Here is a 17,271-nt window from a genome sequence, read left to right as displayed (position 1 = left end):
GCCACCTCGTTCGGCTCGCCTGCTGGAGCCGAACGACAGGTCCGTCCGCGACCAGTCCTGCTGCGCACCACCTGGCCACCGGCTTTCCATAGGCAACCCCTATGGCGCCTGCTCATTTTTCGTCTTTGCCTCTCAATCCTTCCCGAACCTACGGTGAAAACAGCTAGACGAGGCGAGACGTGTACCGCGGTTCCCTGGAACCAACACCCCGCGCACATCGCCCTTTTACGGTCGAGCGGCCCGGCAGGGCAATTGAGAGGGAAAGCGAAATGGCCACGGCTGAGAATGATTCAGGAGCGCGAGGATTCACCGGAAAGCGGGTTTTGGTCACGGGCGGTTCGCGCGGAATCGGTGCGGCGATCGTGCGCCAGTTCCTGGACGCGGGAGCCGAGGTACTCACGACCGCCCGGTCGAAGACGAGCGCGGTGCCGGAGGGCGCCGCCTTCGTGGAGGCCGATGTGCGGACACGGACCGGCGTGAAAGCAGTGGCCGAGGCCGCGCAGGAGGCGCTCGGCGGAGTGGACATCCTGGTCAACAACGCGGGTGGAGCGCGGCCCTTCCGGAACGCCTGGGACATCCCCGACGAGGAGTGGCAGGACCAGCTGGACCTGAACTATCTGGCGTCGGTGCGACTGGACGCGCTGTTGACTCCGGAGATGCGTGAGCGGCGTTCGGGTGCGGTCGTGCACGTCTCCACGGTCGCCGTCCCCACCTCCGCACCAGCGTTCCTCCACTACACGGCGGCGAAAGCGGCGCTGCAGAACTACAGCCGGGGACTGGCTCTGGAACTGGCCCCGTTCGGAGTCCGGGTCAACGCGGTGTCTCCCGGCAGGACCACCACCCCCGGCGGGAAGGCAACGCGGAAACAGTGGGCGAGCCTGGCCGAGGGACCGAGCCAGGACGACACGTCCCCTCCGCTGGGACGCGACGGTCGGCCCGACGACATCGCCGACGCGGTGCTGTTCCTGGTATCGGACCGGGCGAGCTGGCTGACCGGGAGGAACCTTGCCGTGGACGGCGGCGAGTTCCCCGTGGGGTGACGCCGACGAGGTGAAAGCAGGAGCTGAACGAGGAAATGACGAAGTGAGGGTATCGGAAATGAACGACACGTACAGCGGCAAGAACGCAGTGATCACGGGCGGCAGCAGCGGCATAGGTTTCGCGACGGCGAAGCTGCTGGTGGACGCCGGAGCCCGCGTGGTGATCACCGGCCGTTCCCAGACCACACTCGACGCCGCCACACAGCGACTCGGCAAGAACGCGCTGGCCGTCCGGGGCGACGTGGCCTCACTACCCGACCTGGACGCTCTGGCTGCCCACGTACGAGACCACCTCGGCACGGTGGATGCGCTGTTCGTCAACGCGGGCATCACGGGCGCCATGCCTTTCGCCTCGATGACCGAGGAGGTGTACGACGAGTCGTTCGCGGTCAACGTCAAGGGTGCCTTCTTCACCGTGCAGAAGATCGCCCCGCTGCTGAGCACGGGCGCCGGCGTCGTTCTGACCACCTCGGCCGCGAACGTCATGGGCATGCCGGAGGCCAGCGTCTACGCGGCCGGGAAGGCAGCGCTGCGCTCGTTCGCCCGCAGCCTCTCCCGCGAGCTTCTTCCGCGCGGAATCCGCGTCAACGCGATCAGCCCCGGTCCGGTCGACACGGGAATTCTGGAAAACACCATGACCAAAGAGGCGGCAGACCGGTTCAAGGCAGAACGGGTCGCGGAGAACCCCATGCGTCGATTCGGGACTCCGGAGGAAGTCGCCAAGGCGGTAGCGTTCTTGGCTTTCGACGCCACTTACACCGCGGGCGCCGAGCTGGTCGTGGACGGAGGAACCACCCAGTTGTGAGTAGGCGCTGACCCGTTGCTCGAAAATCCGGTGTAGTGCCAGGCCTCTTGACGCAGGAATTCGAGCAAGGCCGTTTCCGCCGGCCCCGCCCCGGGCCGGACCGCGGCGACGGTGGGCATGGAGACGGCGGGGAAAACGGGACGAGTGAGGTGTTCGAACCCGGGAGGCACCGCCGAGGTCGGAACGAGCGTAATCCCCAGGCCGTGAGCGGCCCAGCGCACCGCCGTCGCCGTCTGCGACACGCGGGCGACCGTGGTCGGAGCCAACGCGTTGCCCCACAACACATCCCGAAGCACACCGTCGAGCGCACTGTCGTGGTCGAACCTGATCCACGGCTCCCGCTCCAACACGCGCAGCTCGACCCGGTCCCCGGCGAGCTGCGCGCGCTCGGGACTCATCACCACGACGAACTCCTCGTCGCCCAGGTGGTGACCCACGTACAGATCCCCCTTGCACGGCCCGGCCATCAGTCCCAGGTCCACCACGCCCCGGCGCGCCAGCCGCTCCAGCTCGGCGGGATTCGCCTCCTCGAACACGGTGATCTCCAATCGCGGGAAACGGCGACGCAACGCGCTCAGTGCGCCCGGAAGCTGCCGCGTGCCCAGGCCCATCTGCGCCGCGACCACCAGCTCGCCCTCCAGCTCGTCGGCACCGGCCTGCGCCGTCGCCTTCGCCCGCCGCGCCGCCCTCACCGCGACCTCCGCGTCCCGCAGGAACGCGCGACCGACCGCGGTGGGCACCAGCCCGGTCGGTGTGCGGGCGAACAGCGTCACACCGAGTTCCCGCTCCAGGCCGCGAATCTGCTGGGACACCGACGGTTGGGCGACATGCAACAACTCCGCCGCTGCCGTCACCGATCCGGCGTCGGCCACAGCCAGGGCATACTCGAACCGACGAAGAGTCATCGTCTTCCGCCCCCCCTTGGGGTGCCACCGGGATACGCGCGAAAGGGGCAATGAGCTTTTGAACCTGCTGGTCGTCGAGTGAGCGGGCGTGGCGACTGGGCGAGGTCTCCGTGTCGGTAGAGCCGGGTAGATAACGGTAGAGAGCCCGGGCGGCCGGGTGTTGTGGGTGCTGGCTAGGGTGCGCTGGGTCACGTTGGTTTCGGTTCGGGGTCTGGGCGTTGGCGGCGATCGATCGCACCGCGTATCCGCGGTTCAAGCGGGTGGTTCCTGCTCGGGAGCTGGCTGAGGCGTTCACGCCGACGATCGGCGAGATCACTTGGGCGCGGGAGAAGACGCAGAACGATCCGCATTTGCTGGCGCTGCTGGTGTGGTTGAAGTCGTATCAGCGGCTGGGGTATTTCCCGAAGCTGGATGAGGTCCCGTCGGTGGTGGTCGAGCACGTGCGTGGGGTGCTCGAGCTCGCTACCGAGGTGGTTCTGGAGCATGATGCGGATCGGACGGCGAAGTGGCACCGGGGGCTGGTCCGCTCGTTCGTGGGGGTGAAGTATGACGCGGCCAGGGCGCGGCGGGTCGCCGGGGAGGCGATCCGCAAGGCGGTCACGACGAAGGATAACCCGGCTGACCTGATCAATGTGGCGTTGGAGGAGCTGGTCCGGGCAGGGTGCGAGCTGCCTGGGTTCTCGACGCTGGACCGGATGGCCGCGGCGATCCGGGCGGAGACGAACACCGCGCTGTACGCGATGGTCGCGCCGCGGATCGACTTGGCCGGCAAGGCCCGGCTGGGGCGGTTGTTGTGGCTGGATCCGACGTCGCGGCGCAGCGAGTTCGACCGGCTGAAGACGTCGGCGAAGGCGGCGACGCTGGGCAAGTTCAAGTTGCGTCTGGCCCACTTGCAGGAGCTGGACGCGCTCGGTCCGACCGAACGGTGGCTGGACGGGATCCCGGCGACGAAGCTTGCGCACTTCGCCGGTGAGGCTCGGGTGACCGATGTCGGGGACATGCGGGATATCGGCGAGGCGAAGCGGCTGACGTTGTTGGCGAGTTTGATCCACGAGTGCCGGACCACGGCTCGGGACGAGGTCGCGACGATGTTCTGCAAGCGGATGGCCGTGCTCCACAAGAAGGGCAGGGAGCGGCTGGTCGAGCTGCACGAACAGCACCGAGCCGAGTCCGAGCGGCTGCTGGACGTGTTCGGCGACGTCCTGGCTGGCGCCCGGGAAGCCACCGCAGTGACCGAAGACGGCACGGTCTCGCCGGAGCCCGCGGCCGGGGTGGCCGAGCGGGTCGGGCGTCTGCTGCTGAAGACGCTGGCGGATGCGGGTGGGGTGGAGCAGCTGTCGGCGGCGCACGAGGTGGTGTCGGCGCATCACGGCAACAATTATCTGCCGCTGCTGGAGCAGTTCTACAGGAGTCACCGCTCGGCACTGTTCACCCTGCTCGACACGCTGGAATTGGAGGCGACCAGCGCGGATCACAGCGTGGCCGACGCGGTGGAGTTCCTGCGCGCGATTCGGGGTCGTACCGGTGAGTACGTCCCGGAGAAGGTGACGGTCTGCCGCGGGGAGGATGCGGTGACGGTGGCGATCGACATCGACTTCGTCACCGAGGCGTGGCGCAAGATCCTGGTGGTCAAGGACCGGCCGGGCAAGCTGGTGCGCCGCCACCTGGAGGTGTGCGTGTTCTCCTACCTCGCCTCCGAGCTGCGCTCCGGGGACATCGCCGTGGTCGGCGCCAACTCCTACGCCAACCTGCACGCGCAGCTGATGTCCTGGGACGAGTGCGCGCCGCTGGCCGAGCAGTTCTGCGGCCAGGCCGGGATCCCCTCGGACCCGAAGGAGCTCACGGCGCACTACCGGGCGGCGCTGGGCGACATCGCCGCGGTGGTGGACGCCGGGTTCCCGCACAACACCGACCTGTCCTTCGCCGACGGCCGCCCGGTCCTGCGCCGCCGCAAGGGCGCCGACCGGCGCCCGTCCGCGCTGGCGCTGGAGGAGTCGATCCACCAGCGGCTGCCCGAACGCGGCCTGCTGGACATCCTGGCCCGCACCGCATACCTGGTCGGCTGGCCCCGACACTTCGGGCCGGCATCGGGCTCGGACCCGAAGATCCGCGACGCGATGGCCCGCTACGTGTTGACCGTGTTCGCCAACGGCACGCTGCTCGGCCCAGCGCAGGTCGCGCGGCACATGCGCGGCCAGGTGTCGACGCATGAGTTGTCGATCGCGGCGAACAAGCACACCACCTGCGCCAAGATCGACGCCGCGTCCACCGATGTGATCAACGAGTTCGCAAAGCTCGACGTCGCCGGGATGTGGGGGGACGGCCGGGCGGTGGCGGTGGACGGGTCGCAGGTGGAGACGTGGGAGAACAACATCCTCGCCGAGTCCCACATCCGCTACGGCGGGTACGGCGGGATCGCCTACCGGCACATCTCCGACACCTACATCGCCCTGTTCTCGCGCTTCATTCCGTGTGGGGTGTGGGAGGCCGTCTACATCATCGAAGGTCTGCTGCGCAACGACTCCGACATCCAGCCCGACACGATCCACGCCGACACCCAAGGCCAGTCGCTGCCGGTCTTCGGACTCGCGGCGCTGCTGGGATTCGACCTGCTCCCACGCATCCGCAACTGGGCGGATCTGAACTTCTACCGGCCCAGCGCGGACGCGCGCTTCGAGCACATCGACTCGCTGTTCGGCGACAACGTGATCGACTGGGGACTGATCGAGACGCACTGGACCGACCTGCTGCGCACCGCGATCTCGATCAGAGAGGGACGCCTGTCGTCGGTGACGCTGCTGCGCCGATTGGGCAACAACTCCCGCAAGAACCGCCTCTACCGGGCGTTCCGCGAGCTGGGCCGGGTGATCCGCACGATCACGCTGCTGCGATTCCTCGCCGACGCGCAGCTGCGCGAGCAGATCACCGCGATCACCAACAAGGCCGAGGCGTTCCACGGGTTCTCCGCGTGGCTGCGCTTCGGCGGCGAGGCAATCGGGCGCAACGACCCGGACTACCAGGAGAAGATCATCAAGTTCAACGAGCTGCTCGCGAACTGCGTGATCTACTCCAACGCCTGCGACATCACCGCCGCGGCCAACGCCCTCGCTGGCGACGGGCACCCGATCGACCCCGACGATCTGGCCACCATCTCCCCCTACATCACCCACACCATCCGCCGGTTCGGCGACTGGGTGCTGGACCTGTCCCCGCCAGACGCCATGCCGGTCACCACGCTCGACCTGGTGCCGGGTGCACTGTTCCCCGGCGACATCACCGCGGCCGCAGCGCCGACCGTCACCGCGCCGCACCGGGTGCGGCAGCGCGTCACCGCGAAGAAAGGTTCCTGACGGCCACCTACCAGCACGCGTTCGATCAGCGCGGTGGTTCGCGATGGTGGCGCGCGACGTCGTGCCGTGCGGCCAGGGCTCTGATCTCGCGCAGCGTGCCCAAGATCTGTTCGGGCTCGGCAATGTCGGGGTCGTAGTCGACCAGGACCTGCTCGCTCACCGCCACCGTGCCCACACCCTCCAGCCGGCCCAAGGCCTTCTCGATCGTGCCGGTGCACAGCGAGCAGTGCAGCCCCGCGATCCACGCCCGAATCCGCTCATGCCCCGGTCAACGAGCAGCTCAGGTGGTCGAGGGCTTAGCGCCAGTTCCGATGTGGGTTTATGCCCAAGTGCCAGCGACAGCCTGGCAGCAACCCGACCCAGCCGGATCACCGGTCAAAGAATTACAGTTCTGATATTCCTTAAGCCCCTAACCGCTCACGGCGTGCGGGCGGTACCAGTGCACGGCCCGGGCCAACACTGACGGGGTCAGGTCGAATTCACTGTTTGCCGGTCGTGGAGTTGGTCGGTGAGGTGGTTGACGGCGGCTTTGGCGGTGCGGCCGGCGCCGACGAGGGTGGCGGAGGCCCACCCGGTCCAGTCTCCGTAGCCGAGGAGGTGCAGGCGGGGCTCATTGATTGAGCGGGTGCCCTCGGTGAGCGGGACATCGCCGTCCTGGCCGAGGCCGAGGGGCGCGAGGTGTGTGAGGTGGGGGCGGAAGCCGGTGCACCAGATGATCGCATCGCAGGCCAGTTCGGTGCCGTCGCTGTAGGCGATCCCGTGCTCGGTGAGGGAGTCGAACATCGGGTGGGCATGTAGGACGCCGCGGTCGCGGGCGTCGCGCACGCTGGGCACCATCACGATGTCGCCGAGACTGCTGGCTCCGCCGGTGTCGGGGATGCCCGCGCGACGGGCTGCTTCGCGCTGGGTGGCGACGTCGAAGAGCACTCGGCCGTCCACGTCGTCGGGCATGAACCGTGGTGGGCGGCGGGTCACCCAGGTTGTGTCGGCGACGGTGGAGATGTCGGCCAGGATTTGGGCGGCGGAGTTCCCGCCGCCCACGACGACCACTCGCTGTCCGGTGAAGTGCTGGGGCGAGCGGTAGTCGACAGTGTGCAGTTGCTGGCCGGTGTATCGCTGCTGTCCCGGCAGGGACGGTTGGTGGGGCGCGGCCCAGGTGCCTGTGGCACTGATCACGGCCCGGGCGTTGAACACGCCCTGGCTGCTGTGGACTGCCAGCCACTTCCCTGCCTGGTGCACGGTCTGAACGCGGACCGGCCGGTGCACGGGAAGCTGGTAGCGCTGTTCGTAGGCGGTGAGGTAGGCCACGACGTGTTCGGCGGTGGGGAAGTCCTCGCCGGGTTGTGGGGGCATCCACCATCCCGGCAGGGGGCTGTATTCCGCTGGGGAGAACAGGCGCAGCGAGTCCCAGTAGTGCTGCCACGCGCCGCCTGGTTGTTGCTGGTCGTCGAGGATGACGAAGTTCAGGCCGGTTCGCCGTAGGAAGTAGCCTGCGGCCAATCCGGCCTGTCCGCCGCCGATCACCACGACGTCGTAGTGCTGGTTCGGCTCGGTCGACGTGGTGGACGGTCTCATTGCAGGCACAAACACATCCTTGTTTTTGGTGGCGACACGCCGTGCGGGGTGATGTCGGGTGCGGCATGGCTGGCGGCCGGCAGTCGGGGGCGCCGTCGCAAGCAATCGTGTCGTTTCGGCACCCGGGTGGCCGACGACACGCTCCGATGCCGCTGCCCGAGCTTGTCTCAATGCTTCGATTCCTGTCAAATTAGAGTCATGTCTAAACAACAGTTTCCGGTCGCGGATACCGGCGAGCCCTACGTGACCCAGGTGATGGGCGAGCCGTTGACCGCGAAACAGGCCGTGGATTTGGCCAGGGCGTTCAAGGCGATCGGGGATCCGGTGCGGTTGCGCCTGTTGTCGCTGATCGCCTCGCATGTCGATGGTGAGGCGTGCGTGTGTGACGTGGCCGGGTCGTTCGAGTTGGCCGGGCCAACGATCTCGCACCACCTGAAGGTGCTGCGCAAGGCGGACCTGATCGAAGGAGAGCGGCGCGGAACCTGGATCTACTACCGGGTGCGCCCGGAGGCGCTGCGGCTGCTGGCGGAGTCGCTGCTGCTGCTGGCGGAGTCGCAGCGGTCCGCTGTGGGGGTGCCAGCGTGACGCAGGCCAGCGAGCAGGCGGTGGCGGCGCGGATGTCCATGCTGGATCGGTTATTGCCAGCACCGTCGACACCGGTCTAATCCGCTCCCAATGGGAGGAGATGCTGCGCCTGGCCGCGTCGCTGAAGTACGGGCACACCACCGCCTCGCTGGTGGTCGGCAAGCTGCACGCGGCCTCGCGACGCTCAGCGATCGCGCAGGCCCTGGTCGAGTTCGGCGGCCTGCAGCGCACCATCTACGCGCTGCGCTACCTCGCCGACGAGGCCTACCGGCGGCGGATCACCCACCAGCTCAACAAAGGCGAAGCGCTGCACTCGCTGCGCCGCGACCTGTTCTTCGCCCACGAAGGTTCGGTGCGGCGGCGCCACCACGAGCAACAGACCGAGCAGGCGCTGTGCCTATCACTGGTGGTCAACGCGATCACCATCTGGAACACCGCCTACCTCGAACTCGCGCTCGCCCACCTCGCCAACACCGCGGACGGATCGACCGCGACCTGCTCGCGCACATCTCCCCAGCGCTGATGGAGCACGTCAACCCGTACGGCACCTACGAATTCCCGGTCGAAGCCGAGTACACCCGCACCGGATTCCGGCCGCTGCGCGACCCCGGCACGACGTAGCGTGAGCGCCGTGCCGGGGTCGCGCTGACCTTGAAGTAGGTGGCGCGAAGCCGGCGGTTGTGTCAGCGATGGGTTGTCATGCTGATGCGGCGGGCCAGTTTCTTGGCGGTGGGCCAACCCTGCTTCAGGTGCCGATGAGGGTGAGCCATCCGGCCAGGGCGGCGAGCGTGATGAGTAGGACGGGGATGGTGAGCACAATGCCGGTGCGGAAGTAGCGGCCCCAGCCGATGTGCATGCCCTTGCGGTCGAGCACGTGCAGCCATAGCAGGGTGGCCAGGCTGCCGATGGGGGTGATTTTGGGTCCGAGGTCGGAGCCGATGACGTTGGCGTAGACCATGACCTCGTGGGTCATTCCGGTGGCGCCGACCGCGCCGATGGCCAGGGCGGCGATGAGCACGGTGGGCATGTTGTTCATGATCGACGACAGCACGGCGACGGTGATTCCGACGCCCAGGGCGGCGGTGAGCACGCCGTGGTCGGCGAAGAACCCGAACAGTTTGGCCAGCTGGTCGGTCAAACCCTGGTTGCGCAGGCCGTAGACCACGAGGTACATGCCGATGCTGAACAGCACGATCTGCCACGGGGCTTCGCGGATGACCTTGCCGACCGGGATCCGCCGCGGCCCGATCGGACGGTCGTCATCCGGAATTGTCGTGCTTGCCGCGAGGTCGCCCGCATCGGCGGTGTTGCCTGGATCACCGACCGGATGGCTCACCGCGGTCCCGGCTTTCCCGGCGCCGACCGTCGCGGTCACCGGCTGCCGAGTGGACTGGGAGAACAGGAAGGCGGGCCGGCGTGCGGCCACGGCGATGAGGATGATCGCGGCGGCTCCGGCCACGACCGACAGCGGGATCCCGAGTGGTTCGGCACTGAAGTAGCCGATCAGCAGCAGGACGAGCACCACCCAGCCGGCGCGGAAGGTCGTCTGGTCGCTGATCGCCGAGGCTGGGTGGCGTAGCGCGGTGGTGTCGTAGGTCTTCGGGATGGAACGGCCGAAGTAGAGCAGCAGCATGGCGAGGCTGGCCAGCACGGACACGATTCCCACCGGGACCATGACGGCGGCGTAGCGGGCGAAGCTGATGCCGAAGAAGTCCGCCGAGACGATGTTGACCAGGTTGGACACCACCAGCGGCAGGCTGCCGGTGTCGGCGATGAACCCGGTGGCCATGACGAAGCCGAGCGTGGCTTTCGGGGAGAAGCGCAGCGCGAGCATGATCTGCATGACGATGGGGGTGAGGATCAAGGCGGCGCCGTCGTTGGCGAAGACTGCGGCGATCGCGGCCCCGAGCAGCACGATCAGGACAAACAGCAGCCGCCCGTGTCCGCGTCCCCAGCGGGCGACGTGCAGCGCGGACCATTCGAAGAAGCCGCACTCGTCGAGGATGAGGGAAATGATGATCACCGCGACGAAGGCCAGGGTGGCGTTCCAGACGATGCCCACCACCGTGGGCACGTCGGAGAAATGCACCACCGTGGTTGCCAGGGCCACCACCGCGCCGCCGAGCGCGCTCCAGCCGATGCCCAGGCCTCTGGGCTGCCAGATCACCAGGGTGAGCGTGGCGAGGAAGATCAGGACTGCTGCCACCGTCATGGTGTTGTCGTCTCTCCTGTGCTGATGAGTTGGAGCCGGTGGTCGGCGCCCACGTGGGCGCCGACCACCGGCGAGATCAGTTTTCGCCGCCGGCCAACAGCGTGAGCTGCTCGGCACCCACCGGTGCCGTGGCACGCCAGGGCAACACGACGGTGCGTTCGGCGTGGTCGGTGGCGACTACCACGAACCGGTTACTGGCCGCGGCCACGGTGCGGGCGAAGGCGTGGAAGACCGCGATCTCCTCGGTGCACGGTGAACGCAAGTCTTCCACGAGCAGCGCCCGTCCGTGCTCGTCCAGGTGTGCTCCCGCCGGGTCCACCGACGGCCCGCACATCCCCGTCGAACAGCACATCGCCGGGTCGTAAATCTCGACAGCAGCCATCACTGGCCCCTTCGCCTTCGGAAGCACTGCGGCAGCCGACCTTACATCGACCGCAGCTGATTCATCAAAACATACTGATATGACGCATTCGCTTACAGCAGGGACCCGTCTTGCCGGGGAGCACAAAAGAGCAGGGCACATGGGATCTATGGCGCCTCGGGGAAGGCTTGACACCGGCCCGGCCATGGTGGTGTCATCAAAATATGTTGATGCCTCCTGTCGCTGCAGCTGACCAAGACGTCCGTGGCCACGCTGCGGACGTGCAATCAGGAGGAGTCGCCGACGCCGCGGTGAAACTCTTCGGGGATCCGCTGCGCGCGGAGATCGTGCGCCTGCTCGCACGCGAGCAGATGTGCACCTGTCACCTCGTGGACGACACCGGGGCGCGGCAGTCCACCATCAGCTACCACCTGCGTGTTCTTCGCGAAGCGGGCTTCGTCGCGGCCGAACCACGCGGCCGGTACACCTACTACCGGCTTCGCCCGGAAGCGTTGAGCATGCTCACCTCCGGTATCGCGGATCTCACCGTGCAGGCACACCAGGCCCAAGCGGTGCGCCGCCCCTGCCCCTGACCCACCCCAGGATTCCATCAACTCCACTCGATGGGAGCGCACTCAGGCAGACACCACGCGAACCGACACTTGCGGCACTGGACTCCAGGCGGCCGACCATGCCCACACCACCCAACGACCACCACGACACCGAGGAATACAGGCTGGCTGATCCACACGTCACCGAACTCCTCGACCGCGCCGCCGCCGACCTGCAACCGCAGTTCAGCGGCATCTTCGGCGCGGAAACCATCCGCGCGGTGCTGGCCGAGTCGTACACGCGGCTCCACGCCACCGCTCGGGTGCACACCCATCTCGCCACATCGGCGACCCCGCTTCGCCCGCGAACGCCTGACCGCGATCGCCAAGAACCAAGGAGACCTCGTGTCCTCGACCCCCGAAGTGCTGTTCGTCTGCGTGCACAACGCGGGCCGCTCCCAGATGGCCGCTGCGCTGCTGCACCACCACGCCCAGGGCCGGGTCACCGTTCGCTCCGCCGGATCCGCCCCCGCCGAAAGCGTCAACCCCGCCGTGGTGGAGATCATGGCCGAGCTCGGCATGGACCTGTCGCAGGAGTTCCCCAAACCGCTGACCACCGACGCGGTCGAGGCCGCCGACGTGGTGATCACCATGGGGTGCGGCGACGCGTGCCCGATCTTCCCCGGCAAGCGCTACCTGGACTGGCAGCTCGAGGACCCGGCCGGCAAGCCGATCGAGCAGGTGCGGCCCATCCGCGACGAGATTGACCGCCGTGTGCGAGAGCTGCTGGCCGAGCTGGTGCCCGCAGGATCCTGACAGTGTGGGGCCAGCTCGCGAGCTGGCCCCACACCCCGATTCCCCCGCATATCGCGCCTACGGTGTCAGGCGACCGGCTCCGCGGACGTGCGCGGCCAGTGCGGCCATGACGTACTCGGCGTCGCGGTGCACTCCCCGCAGGGTGTTGGAGGCGAACGAGCGCTGGAACTCCAGCCCCACATACACCAGCCCGAGGTGCGTGGTGGAGATGCCGCCGGTGTGCTGGGGCATCCCCTCGACCACGGCCCCGAGTGGCTCGAGGTAGTCCAGGTGCGGGCGGTAGCCGGTGGCCAACAGCACCGTGTCTACCGCCTCCCGGGTCCCGTCGGCCCAGACGATCGAGTCTCCATCGAAGGCGGTGAACATCGGGCGGCGGTCCAGACGGCCGGTGTCGAGGGCGTGACGATACTCGCCGGTGTCCAGCACCAGCGTGGTGGACACCAGGCGCGCCAGCCACTCCGGTGGCAGGTCGTCGAATCCGGTGTGCCGCAGCCAGTAGTGCAGGTCCTGCCCGTCGTGCCGTTGCGGCATGAACGCGAGAGGCTGCCGGGTGGCCAGCGTGACCTCGGCGACCTCGGCCAGCTCGTAGCCCACCTGCACCGCCGAGTTGCCGCCGCCAACCACGACGATGCGCTGCCCCGTGTACGGCTTGGGGTTGCGGTAGTCGGCGACGTGCAGAATCTCGCCGGTGAAGCCGTCCTGGCCCGGGAACACGGGACGGTGCGGGTTGTCGAACGACCCGCTGGCGGCGACCACCCCGGCCGCGGGCAGGGTGTCGCCCGCCTCGGTGTGCACGGCAAACACGCCGTGGTCGTCGGTGGTGACCGCGGTGACCCGCGTGTTAGTGCGGATCTCCACGTCCAGACGTGCCGCACAATCGCGTAGGTGGGCGGCGACTTCGTCCCGGGTGGGATAGCGCTCGGGATCGCCGGGGAAGGCAGCGTCGGGTCGGCCGCTGTAGCCGGCCGGGGAGAACAAGGTGAGGCTGTCGTAGTAGCGCGGCCACGACCCGGTCGGCTCCGGGCTGGCTTCCAGAACCACCGGGGCCAGGCCGCGCTCCACGGCGGCGCGGGCTGCGGCGAGCCCGGACTGGCCGCCACCGATGACGATGACATCGTGCATGAGTTCTCCCTCAGTTCTTTCGGGGATTTGACCGTTGTTGATGAGCCGCTGGATGAACGGCTGCCAGGCTGATCTCTCCTCCGCACCGGCCCGGCGCGGAGGAGACGACGAGTCCGTTTGGTCGGGGTCAGGTGGCTGTGGTTTTCGAGGAGGTCGGGGCCGTAGCGAGGGACAGCAGCGCCGCCACGGCGGTGAGCGCCCCCAGGAGCAGGAAGGTGGCGGAGTATCCGCCGAGCAGCCCCGCCAGGGCCGCCCCGGCGAACGGAGCCAGCGCCATGGTGACGGTCAGCGGCGCCGACAACAGGCCTGTGAGCCGCCCGTAGTGGGTCGCTCCCCACCGGTCGGTGACCGCGGTGGCCTGCAACAGCGTGAACACTCCACGCGCCATCCCGGCCAGCACCGAGGCCACGATCAGCGCCGCCACCGTGGTGAGCATCCCCAGCAGCGCGGTGGTGGCGGCCATCGCGGCCAGGATCACCGCGGTCCGCGTCCGCACGGTGGTGTGGCGGGTCAGGGCGGCGTAGCCGAGGCGACCGGCGACCTGACCAACGCCGCCGAGTCCGAGCGCGATGGCCGCGGTGCCGGTGCCGATGCCGCGTTCAGCCAGCAGCGGCACGAGGTTGATCACGACCGCGAAGGTCGCGAACGCCGCCACACTCAGCGACACCACCAACAACACAAACGCTTGGCTGCGCGCCACGCGCGCGGGATCCACACTGTGAGCGTGCTGCGGTTCCGGCCGTGGCGCCGGCGGCCACGGCAGCCGAAGTCCGAACCAGTGCCCCGGGATGGTAATCACCGCCAGGATCGCGGCCAGCACCAGGTAGGTGCCGCGCCAGTCCAGCTGCGCCGACACCACCGCCGCCAAGGGCGCGAACACGGTGCTGGCCAATCCCGCGACCAGGGTGAGCACGGTCAGCGCCCGGACCCTGTTCGGGCCGTGCCAGCGGGTCAGCGCCGCGAACGCCGGCGGGTAGAGCACCGCCCCCATCGCCACCCCCGCCACCACCCAGGCGATGACAAACCACGCCAGGTTCGGCGCGAGGGCGACCGCGACGATCGCGGCCACGGCCAAGACCGACCCGGCGGTCATCGCACTGCGGGGGCCGTGTTGGTCCAGCCACCGTCCGACCGGGATCCCGACCAGCGCGGCAACCAGCTGGCTGGCCGACAACGCCGCCGTCAACCACGTCGCCGACCACCCGGTGGCGGCCGTGATCTGCCCGGACAGCACCGGGAACGCGTAGTACAACACGCCCCAACTGGTGATCTCCGTGGCACACAACACCACCAGCACCCGCCGCAATCCCGCGGATGTCGGCACAACCTCCTCGACCGGCGCCGGCGACCCGCCCACGCCGGTCAGCGGGCAGCCGGCGCCGACAACGACACCGTCTGCGGCTCAGCAGGGGCACCACAGCAGCCGGCGTCGGCGTCGGCGTCGGCGACCGCAGTGTCGAGCTCGCTCAGGCCGGCTCCGCTGCACACCCCCGTCTCGGGCAGCACCAGCTCCACCCGCTCGGCCGATTCCCGGTCCCCGGCCAGCGCCGCCGCGATCGAGCGCACCTGCTCGTAGCCGGTCAACGCCAAAAACGTCGGCGCCCGCCCGTAGCTCTTCATCCCGGCCAGGAACACGTTCGGCTCCGGGTGCGCCAACTCCTTCGCACCATGGGGGTAGACGGTCCCGCATGAGTGCACGTTCGGATCGATCAACGGGGCCAGCGCCACCGGCGCCTGCAACGTCGCATCCAGCGCCAACCGCAGCTCCGACAGCCACGACAGATCCGGGCGGAACCCGGTCGCCACCACGACCTCGTCCACCGCCTCCACCACCTGCCCAGTCGAGGACCGCAGCGTCAAGGCGCCCGTCGCGTCGTGTTCCACGGCTTCGGTGCGGAAACCACGTACGACCTCGATGCGCCCGGCCTCGACCGCCGCCCGCGCACGCATCCCCAGCGCACCCCGCGCCGGGAGCTGGTCGGCCTCACCACCACCGAACGCTGACCCGACAGCCTCGCGGCGCAGCAACCACGTAATCCGCGTCGACGGGTGCCGCGCGGCCAGCTCGGCCAAGCCCACCAGCGCGGTCAACGCCGAGTGCCCGCTGCCGGCGACCACCACGTGCCGCCCCGCGTACCGCGTGGCCACCGCGTCGTCGCCTAGGTCGGGCATCAGGTAGGTGATCCGGTCGGTGGCCGCTGCCTCACCCAGTGCGGGCAGCCCGTCTCCGCCCAGCGGATTGGGTGACCCCCACGTCCCCGAGGCGTCGATCACCGCCCGCGCGGTGATGCGCTCCGGCGTGCCGTCGGACGTGTGGACGTGCACGGTCAGCGGCTCGGACTCCCGGCCCGCATCCACCACCCGGTCCCGGCCCCGGCGGGCGACACCGGTGACCTCGGCACCGAAGCGGACCCGCTCACCCAGTGCGTCCGCCAGCGGCCGCAGATACTGCTGCACCCACTCACGCCCCGTCGGATACGTCGTCTCATCCGGGTGTTGCCAGCCGTGCGTCTCCAGCAGCCGCCGCGCCGGTGGGGCGACCAGCTCGCCCCACCGGGAGAACAACCGCACGTGTCCCCACTGCGCCACCGCCGCCCCCGCGTGCGGGCCGCGTTCCAGTACCAGCGCGGGCAACCCGCGCTCGACCACCTCCGCCGCCGCGGCCAGCCCGACCGGCCCCGCTCCCACAACCACCACCGGTGACCCGGTCATACGACAGCCCCTTTCATCGACTCGGATCGATTGAACAAGGCGAACATTATCGACCAAACTCGATGAAGGCAACCATCGAATCACATCGATACAATGGCGGTATGCCGATCGCCCTGCCTCAAGCACAGCTTCTGCCCAGAAGCCAGGCCACCACCTACGCCGACTGGTTCGCCTGCCTGGCCGAACCCGTGCGCGTCAAGCTCCTGCACGCCGTGGCCACCAGCCCGCAGGGCATCACCATCGGTGCACTCACCGAAATCCTGGGCACCAGTCAGTCCACGACCTCGCACCACGTCCGCAAGCTTGCCGACATCGGTTTCGTCCACGTCCGCAAGGACGGCACCGCCAGCGTCGTCACGATCAACGAAGCCTGCTGCTCCGGACTCCCGCACGCCGCCGACGCCGTCATGGGCCTACTCGGACCGCAGCCCTGCTGCCCCGACAACCTCCCCGCCGACGTCACCGTCCGCGCACTGCGACCCGGCGATTGGCCGACCGTCCGGCGCATCTACCGCGAAGGAATCGCCACCGGCCTCGCCACCTTCGAGACCACCGTGCCCAGCCGCGCGACCCTCGACGCCACCTGGCTGCCCGACCACCGCTGGGTCGCCGAGATCGACGGCACCGTCGTCGGCTGGACCGCCGCCACCCGCGTCTCAACCCAGGACTGCTACTCCGGCGTCGCCGAAACCTCCGTCTACGTCGCCGAGGGCCACCGGGGCCGCGGCGTCGGCAAAGCACTGCTGCACAAACAAGTCACCGCCGCCGACGCCGCCGACCTGTGGACGCTGCAAACCTCCCTTTTCACCGAGAACCGGGCAGGCATCGCCTTGCACCACACAGCCGGCTACCGCACAGTCGGCATCCGCGACCGCATCGCCCAGCTCAACGGAGCCTGGCGCGACACCATCCTGCTCGAACGCCGATCCCCGGTCCGCTGAAACCCACCCGAAGCAACACAAACCTCGACAAGCCCCGCCAAGCCACCCATCCAGCTTCGGCTCGAACACCCACACCCCGCAGGCCAGCCAGCAGCTCACGTGTGGTGCGGAAAGCCGCCATCGGCGACACGGGCGGCGAAAACGCCGACATACACAAGCTCCACCAAGTAACGGCATCGACACCAAGATCATGTCTGCTCCAGCCGTTTCCTGCCGCGATACCGGTGCCGCCTACCGCTCCCAGGCATCTCCGGATTCGGCGGCCAGCGCCTCGGCCGTGACGAAGTGGTCGCCGT

The 17,271-nt window shown here is 68.6% G+C and carries 16 protein-coding genes and 1 pseudogene; 9 read left to right on the top strand and 8 right to left on the bottom strand.

Translation table 11 applies throughout. From position 1 onward, the window contains the following. The first annotated feature begins 269 nt into the window (after positions 1 to 269). Positions 270 to 1,040, top strand: a complete 771-nt coding sequence (locus SACCYDRAFT_RS12160) for an oxidoreductase (protein ID WP_005456489.1) — start codon at positions 270 to 272, stop codon at positions 1,038 to 1,040. A 58-nt stretch (positions 1,041 to 1,098) separates the two neighbouring features. Beyond that, positions 1,099 to 1,845, top strand: coding sequence for an SDR family oxidoreductase (locus tag SACCYDRAFT_RS12155; protein ID WP_005456487.1), 747 nt, complete (start codon positions 1,099 to 1,101; stop codon positions 1,843 to 1,845). Here the strand turns inward: SACCYDRAFT_RS12155 and SACCYDRAFT_RS12150 are convergent. Beyond that, positions 1,794 to 2,750, bottom strand: coding sequence for a LysR family transcriptional regulator (locus SACCYDRAFT_RS12150; RefSeq protein WP_005456485.1), 957 nt, complete (start codon positions 2,748 to 2,750; stop codon positions 1,794 to 1,796). The two genes, SACCYDRAFT_RS12155 and SACCYDRAFT_RS12150, sit on opposite strands and share 52 nt — an antisense overlap. A 218-nt stretch (positions 2,751 to 2,968) precedes the next feature. Between SACCYDRAFT_RS12150 and SACCYDRAFT_RS12145 the strand changes: the two genes are divergently transcribed. Further along, positions 2,969 to 6,100, top strand: coding sequence for a Tn3 family transposase (locus SACCYDRAFT_RS12145; RefSeq protein WP_005456483.1), 3,132 nt, complete (start codon positions 2,969 to 2,971; stop codon positions 6,098 to 6,100). A 25-nt stretch (positions 6,101 to 6,125) separates the two neighbouring features. Here SACCYDRAFT_RS12145 and SACCYDRAFT_RS25825 read toward each other — a convergent pair whose 3' ends face one another. Together SACCYDRAFT_RS25825 and SACCYDRAFT_RS12140 are read right to left on the bottom strand one after the other, a co-directional pair. Continuing rightward, positions 6,126 to 6,332: a heavy-metal-associated domain-containing protein gene (locus SACCYDRAFT_RS25825; protein ID WP_269744658.1), complete on the bottom strand. Its 207-nt coding sequence runs from the start codon at positions 6,330 to 6,332 to the stop codon at positions 6,126 to 6,128. Between the two features lie 236 nt (positions 6,333 to 6,568). Continuing rightward, positions 6,569 to 7,684, bottom strand: a complete 1,116-nt coding sequence (locus SACCYDRAFT_RS12140; RefSeq protein ID WP_005456477.1) for an ArsO family NAD(P)H-dependent flavin-containing monooxygenase — start codon at positions 7,682 to 7,684, stop codon at positions 6,569 to 6,571. A 189-nt stretch (positions 7,685 to 7,873) separates the two neighbouring features. Between SACCYDRAFT_RS12140 and SACCYDRAFT_RS12135 the strand changes: the two genes are divergently transcribed. Together SACCYDRAFT_RS12135 and SACCYDRAFT_RS12130 are read left to right on the top strand one after the other, a co-directional pair. Beyond that, positions 7,874 to 8,260, top strand: a complete 387-nt coding sequence (locus SACCYDRAFT_RS12135; protein ID WP_005456476.1) for an ArsR/SmtB family transcription factor — start codon at positions 7,874 to 7,876, stop codon at positions 8,258 to 8,260. Next, positions 8,241 to 8,783 carry a Tn3 family transposase gene (locus tag SACCYDRAFT_RS12130; RefSeq protein WP_157606595.1) on the top strand — a complete coding sequence of 181 codons (543 nt, stop codon included), beginning with the start codon at positions 8,241 to 8,243 and terminating at the stop codon, positions 8,781 to 8,783. The genes SACCYDRAFT_RS12135 and SACCYDRAFT_RS12130 overlap by 20 nt, the downstream gene beginning before the upstream one ends. Before the next feature lie 222 nt (positions 8,784 to 9,005). On the opposite strand, the gene SACCYDRAFT_RS12125 is transcribed toward SACCYDRAFT_RS12130, so the two are convergent. After that, on the bottom strand, positions 9,006 to 10,472 hold the full coding sequence (locus tag SACCYDRAFT_RS12125) for an arsenic transporter (RefSeq protein ID WP_005456475.1): 1,467 nt from the start codon (positions 10,470 to 10,472) through the stop codon (positions 9,006 to 9,008). A 76-nt stretch (positions 10,473 to 10,548) separates the two neighbouring features. Further along, positions 10,549 to 10,854 (bottom strand): arsenic metallochaperone ArsD family protein, encoded by a 306-nt coding sequence (locus tag SACCYDRAFT_RS27200; RefSeq protein ID WP_082245335.1) that lies wholly within the window; start codon positions 10,852 to 10,854, stop codon positions 10,549 to 10,551. Positions 10,855 to 11,114: 260 nt separating this feature from the next. Between SACCYDRAFT_RS27200 and SACCYDRAFT_RS12115 the strand changes: the two genes are divergently transcribed. The 3 genes and pseudogenes from SACCYDRAFT_RS12115 to SACCYDRAFT_RS12110 all read left to right on the top strand — a co-directional run bounded on the left by SACCYDRAFT_RS12115 (position 11,115) and on the right by SACCYDRAFT_RS12110 (position 12,200). After that, positions 11,115 to 11,426, top strand: a complete 312-nt coding sequence (locus SACCYDRAFT_RS12115) for an ArsR/SmtB family transcription factor (protein WP_005438407.1) — start codon at positions 11,115 to 11,117, stop codon at positions 11,424 to 11,426. Positions 11,427 to 11,524: 98 nt separating this feature from the next. Beyond that, positions 11,525 to 11,677, top strand: a pseudogene (locus SACCYDRAFT_RS27260) (arsenate reductase ArsC); the annotation flags it as partial. 112 nt (positions 11,678 to 11,789) lie between these two features. Further along, positions 11,790 to 12,200: an arsenate reductase ArsC gene (locus tag SACCYDRAFT_RS12110; RefSeq protein WP_005456474.1), complete on the top strand. Its 411-nt coding sequence runs from the start codon at positions 11,790 to 11,792 to the stop codon at positions 12,198 to 12,200. A gap of 57 nt (positions 12,201 to 12,257) precedes the next feature. Here SACCYDRAFT_RS12110 and SACCYDRAFT_RS12105 read toward each other — a convergent pair whose 3' ends face one another. The 3 genes from SACCYDRAFT_RS12105 to SACCYDRAFT_RS12095 form a co-directional block, all read right to left on the bottom strand. Further along, positions 12,258 to 13,322, bottom strand: a complete 1,065-nt coding sequence (locus SACCYDRAFT_RS12105) for a flavin-containing monooxygenase (protein WP_005438404.1) — start codon at positions 13,320 to 13,322, stop codon at positions 12,258 to 12,260. A 127-nt stretch (positions 13,323 to 13,449) separates the two neighbouring features. Beyond that, positions 13,450 to 14,646: an MFS transporter gene (locus SACCYDRAFT_RS12100; protein ID WP_005456473.1), complete on the bottom strand. Its 1,197-nt coding sequence runs from the start codon at positions 14,644 to 14,646 to the stop codon at positions 13,450 to 13,452. Between the two features lie 38 nt (positions 14,647 to 14,684). Beyond that, positions 14,685 to 16,034, bottom strand: a complete 1,350-nt coding sequence (locus SACCYDRAFT_RS12095) for an NAD(P)-binding domain-containing protein (RefSeq protein WP_005456471.1) — start codon at positions 16,032 to 16,034, stop codon at positions 14,685 to 14,687. Between the two features lie 101 nt (positions 16,035 to 16,135). Between SACCYDRAFT_RS12095 and SACCYDRAFT_RS12090 the strand changes: the two genes are divergently transcribed. Continuing rightward, the gene (locus SACCYDRAFT_RS12090; protein WP_198284986.1) at positions 16,136 to 16,975 is read left to right on the top strand and encodes a helix-turn-helix domain-containing GNAT family N-acetyltransferase; all 840 of its coding nucleotides are present in this window, start codon (positions 16,136 to 16,138) and stop codon (positions 16,973 to 16,975) included. The last annotated feature ends 296 nt before the right edge of the window (positions 16,976 to 17,271 follow it).

The sequence above is a fragment of the Saccharomonospora cyanea NA-134 genome (genome assembly GCF_000244975.1).
Lineage (GTDB): Bacteria > Actinomycetota > Actinomycetes > Mycobacteriales > Pseudonocardiaceae > Saccharomonospora > Saccharomonospora cyanea.
This window is presented reverse-complemented; position numbering and strand designations above follow the sequence as displayed.

Bases quoted from the DNA above. Each gene is read 5' to 3' on its own strand.
- SACCYDRAFT_RS27200 (WP_082245335.1), bottom strand. From the start codon at position 10,854: ATGGCTGCTGTCGAGATTTACGACCCGGCGATGTGCTGTTCGACGGGG.
- SACCYDRAFT_RS12125 (WP_005456475.1), bottom strand. From the start codon at position 10,472: ATGACGGTGGCAGCAGTCCTGATCTTCCTCGCCACGCTCACCCTGGTG.
- SACCYDRAFT_RS12160 (WP_005456489.1), top strand. From the start codon at position 270: ATGGCCACGGCTGAGAATGATTCAGGAGCGCGAGGATTCACCGGAAAG.
- SACCYDRAFT_RS12105 (WP_005438404.1), bottom strand. From the start codon at position 13,322: ATGCACGATGTCATCGTCATCGGTGGCGGCCAGTCCGGGCTCGCCGCA.
- SACCYDRAFT_RS12155 (WP_005456487.1), top strand. From the start codon at position 1,099: ATGAACGACACGTACAGCGGCAAGAACGCAGTGATCACGGGCGGCAGC.
- SACCYDRAFT_RS12095 (WP_005456471.1), bottom strand. From the start codon at position 16,034: ATGACCGGGTCACCGGTGGTGGTTGTGGGAGCGGGGCCGGTCGGGCTG.
- SACCYDRAFT_RS12090 (WP_198284986.1), top strand. From the start codon at position 16,136: ATGCCGATCGCCCTGCCTCAAGCACAGCTTCTGCCCAGAAGCCAGGCC.
- SACCYDRAFT_RS12135 (WP_005456476.1), top strand. From the start codon at position 7,874: ATGTCTAAACAACAGTTTCCGGTCGCGGATACCGGCGAGCCCTACGTG.
- SACCYDRAFT_RS12150 (WP_005456485.1), bottom strand. From the start codon at position 2,750: ATGACTCTTCGTCGGTTCGAGTATGCCCTGGCTGTGGCCGACGCCGGA.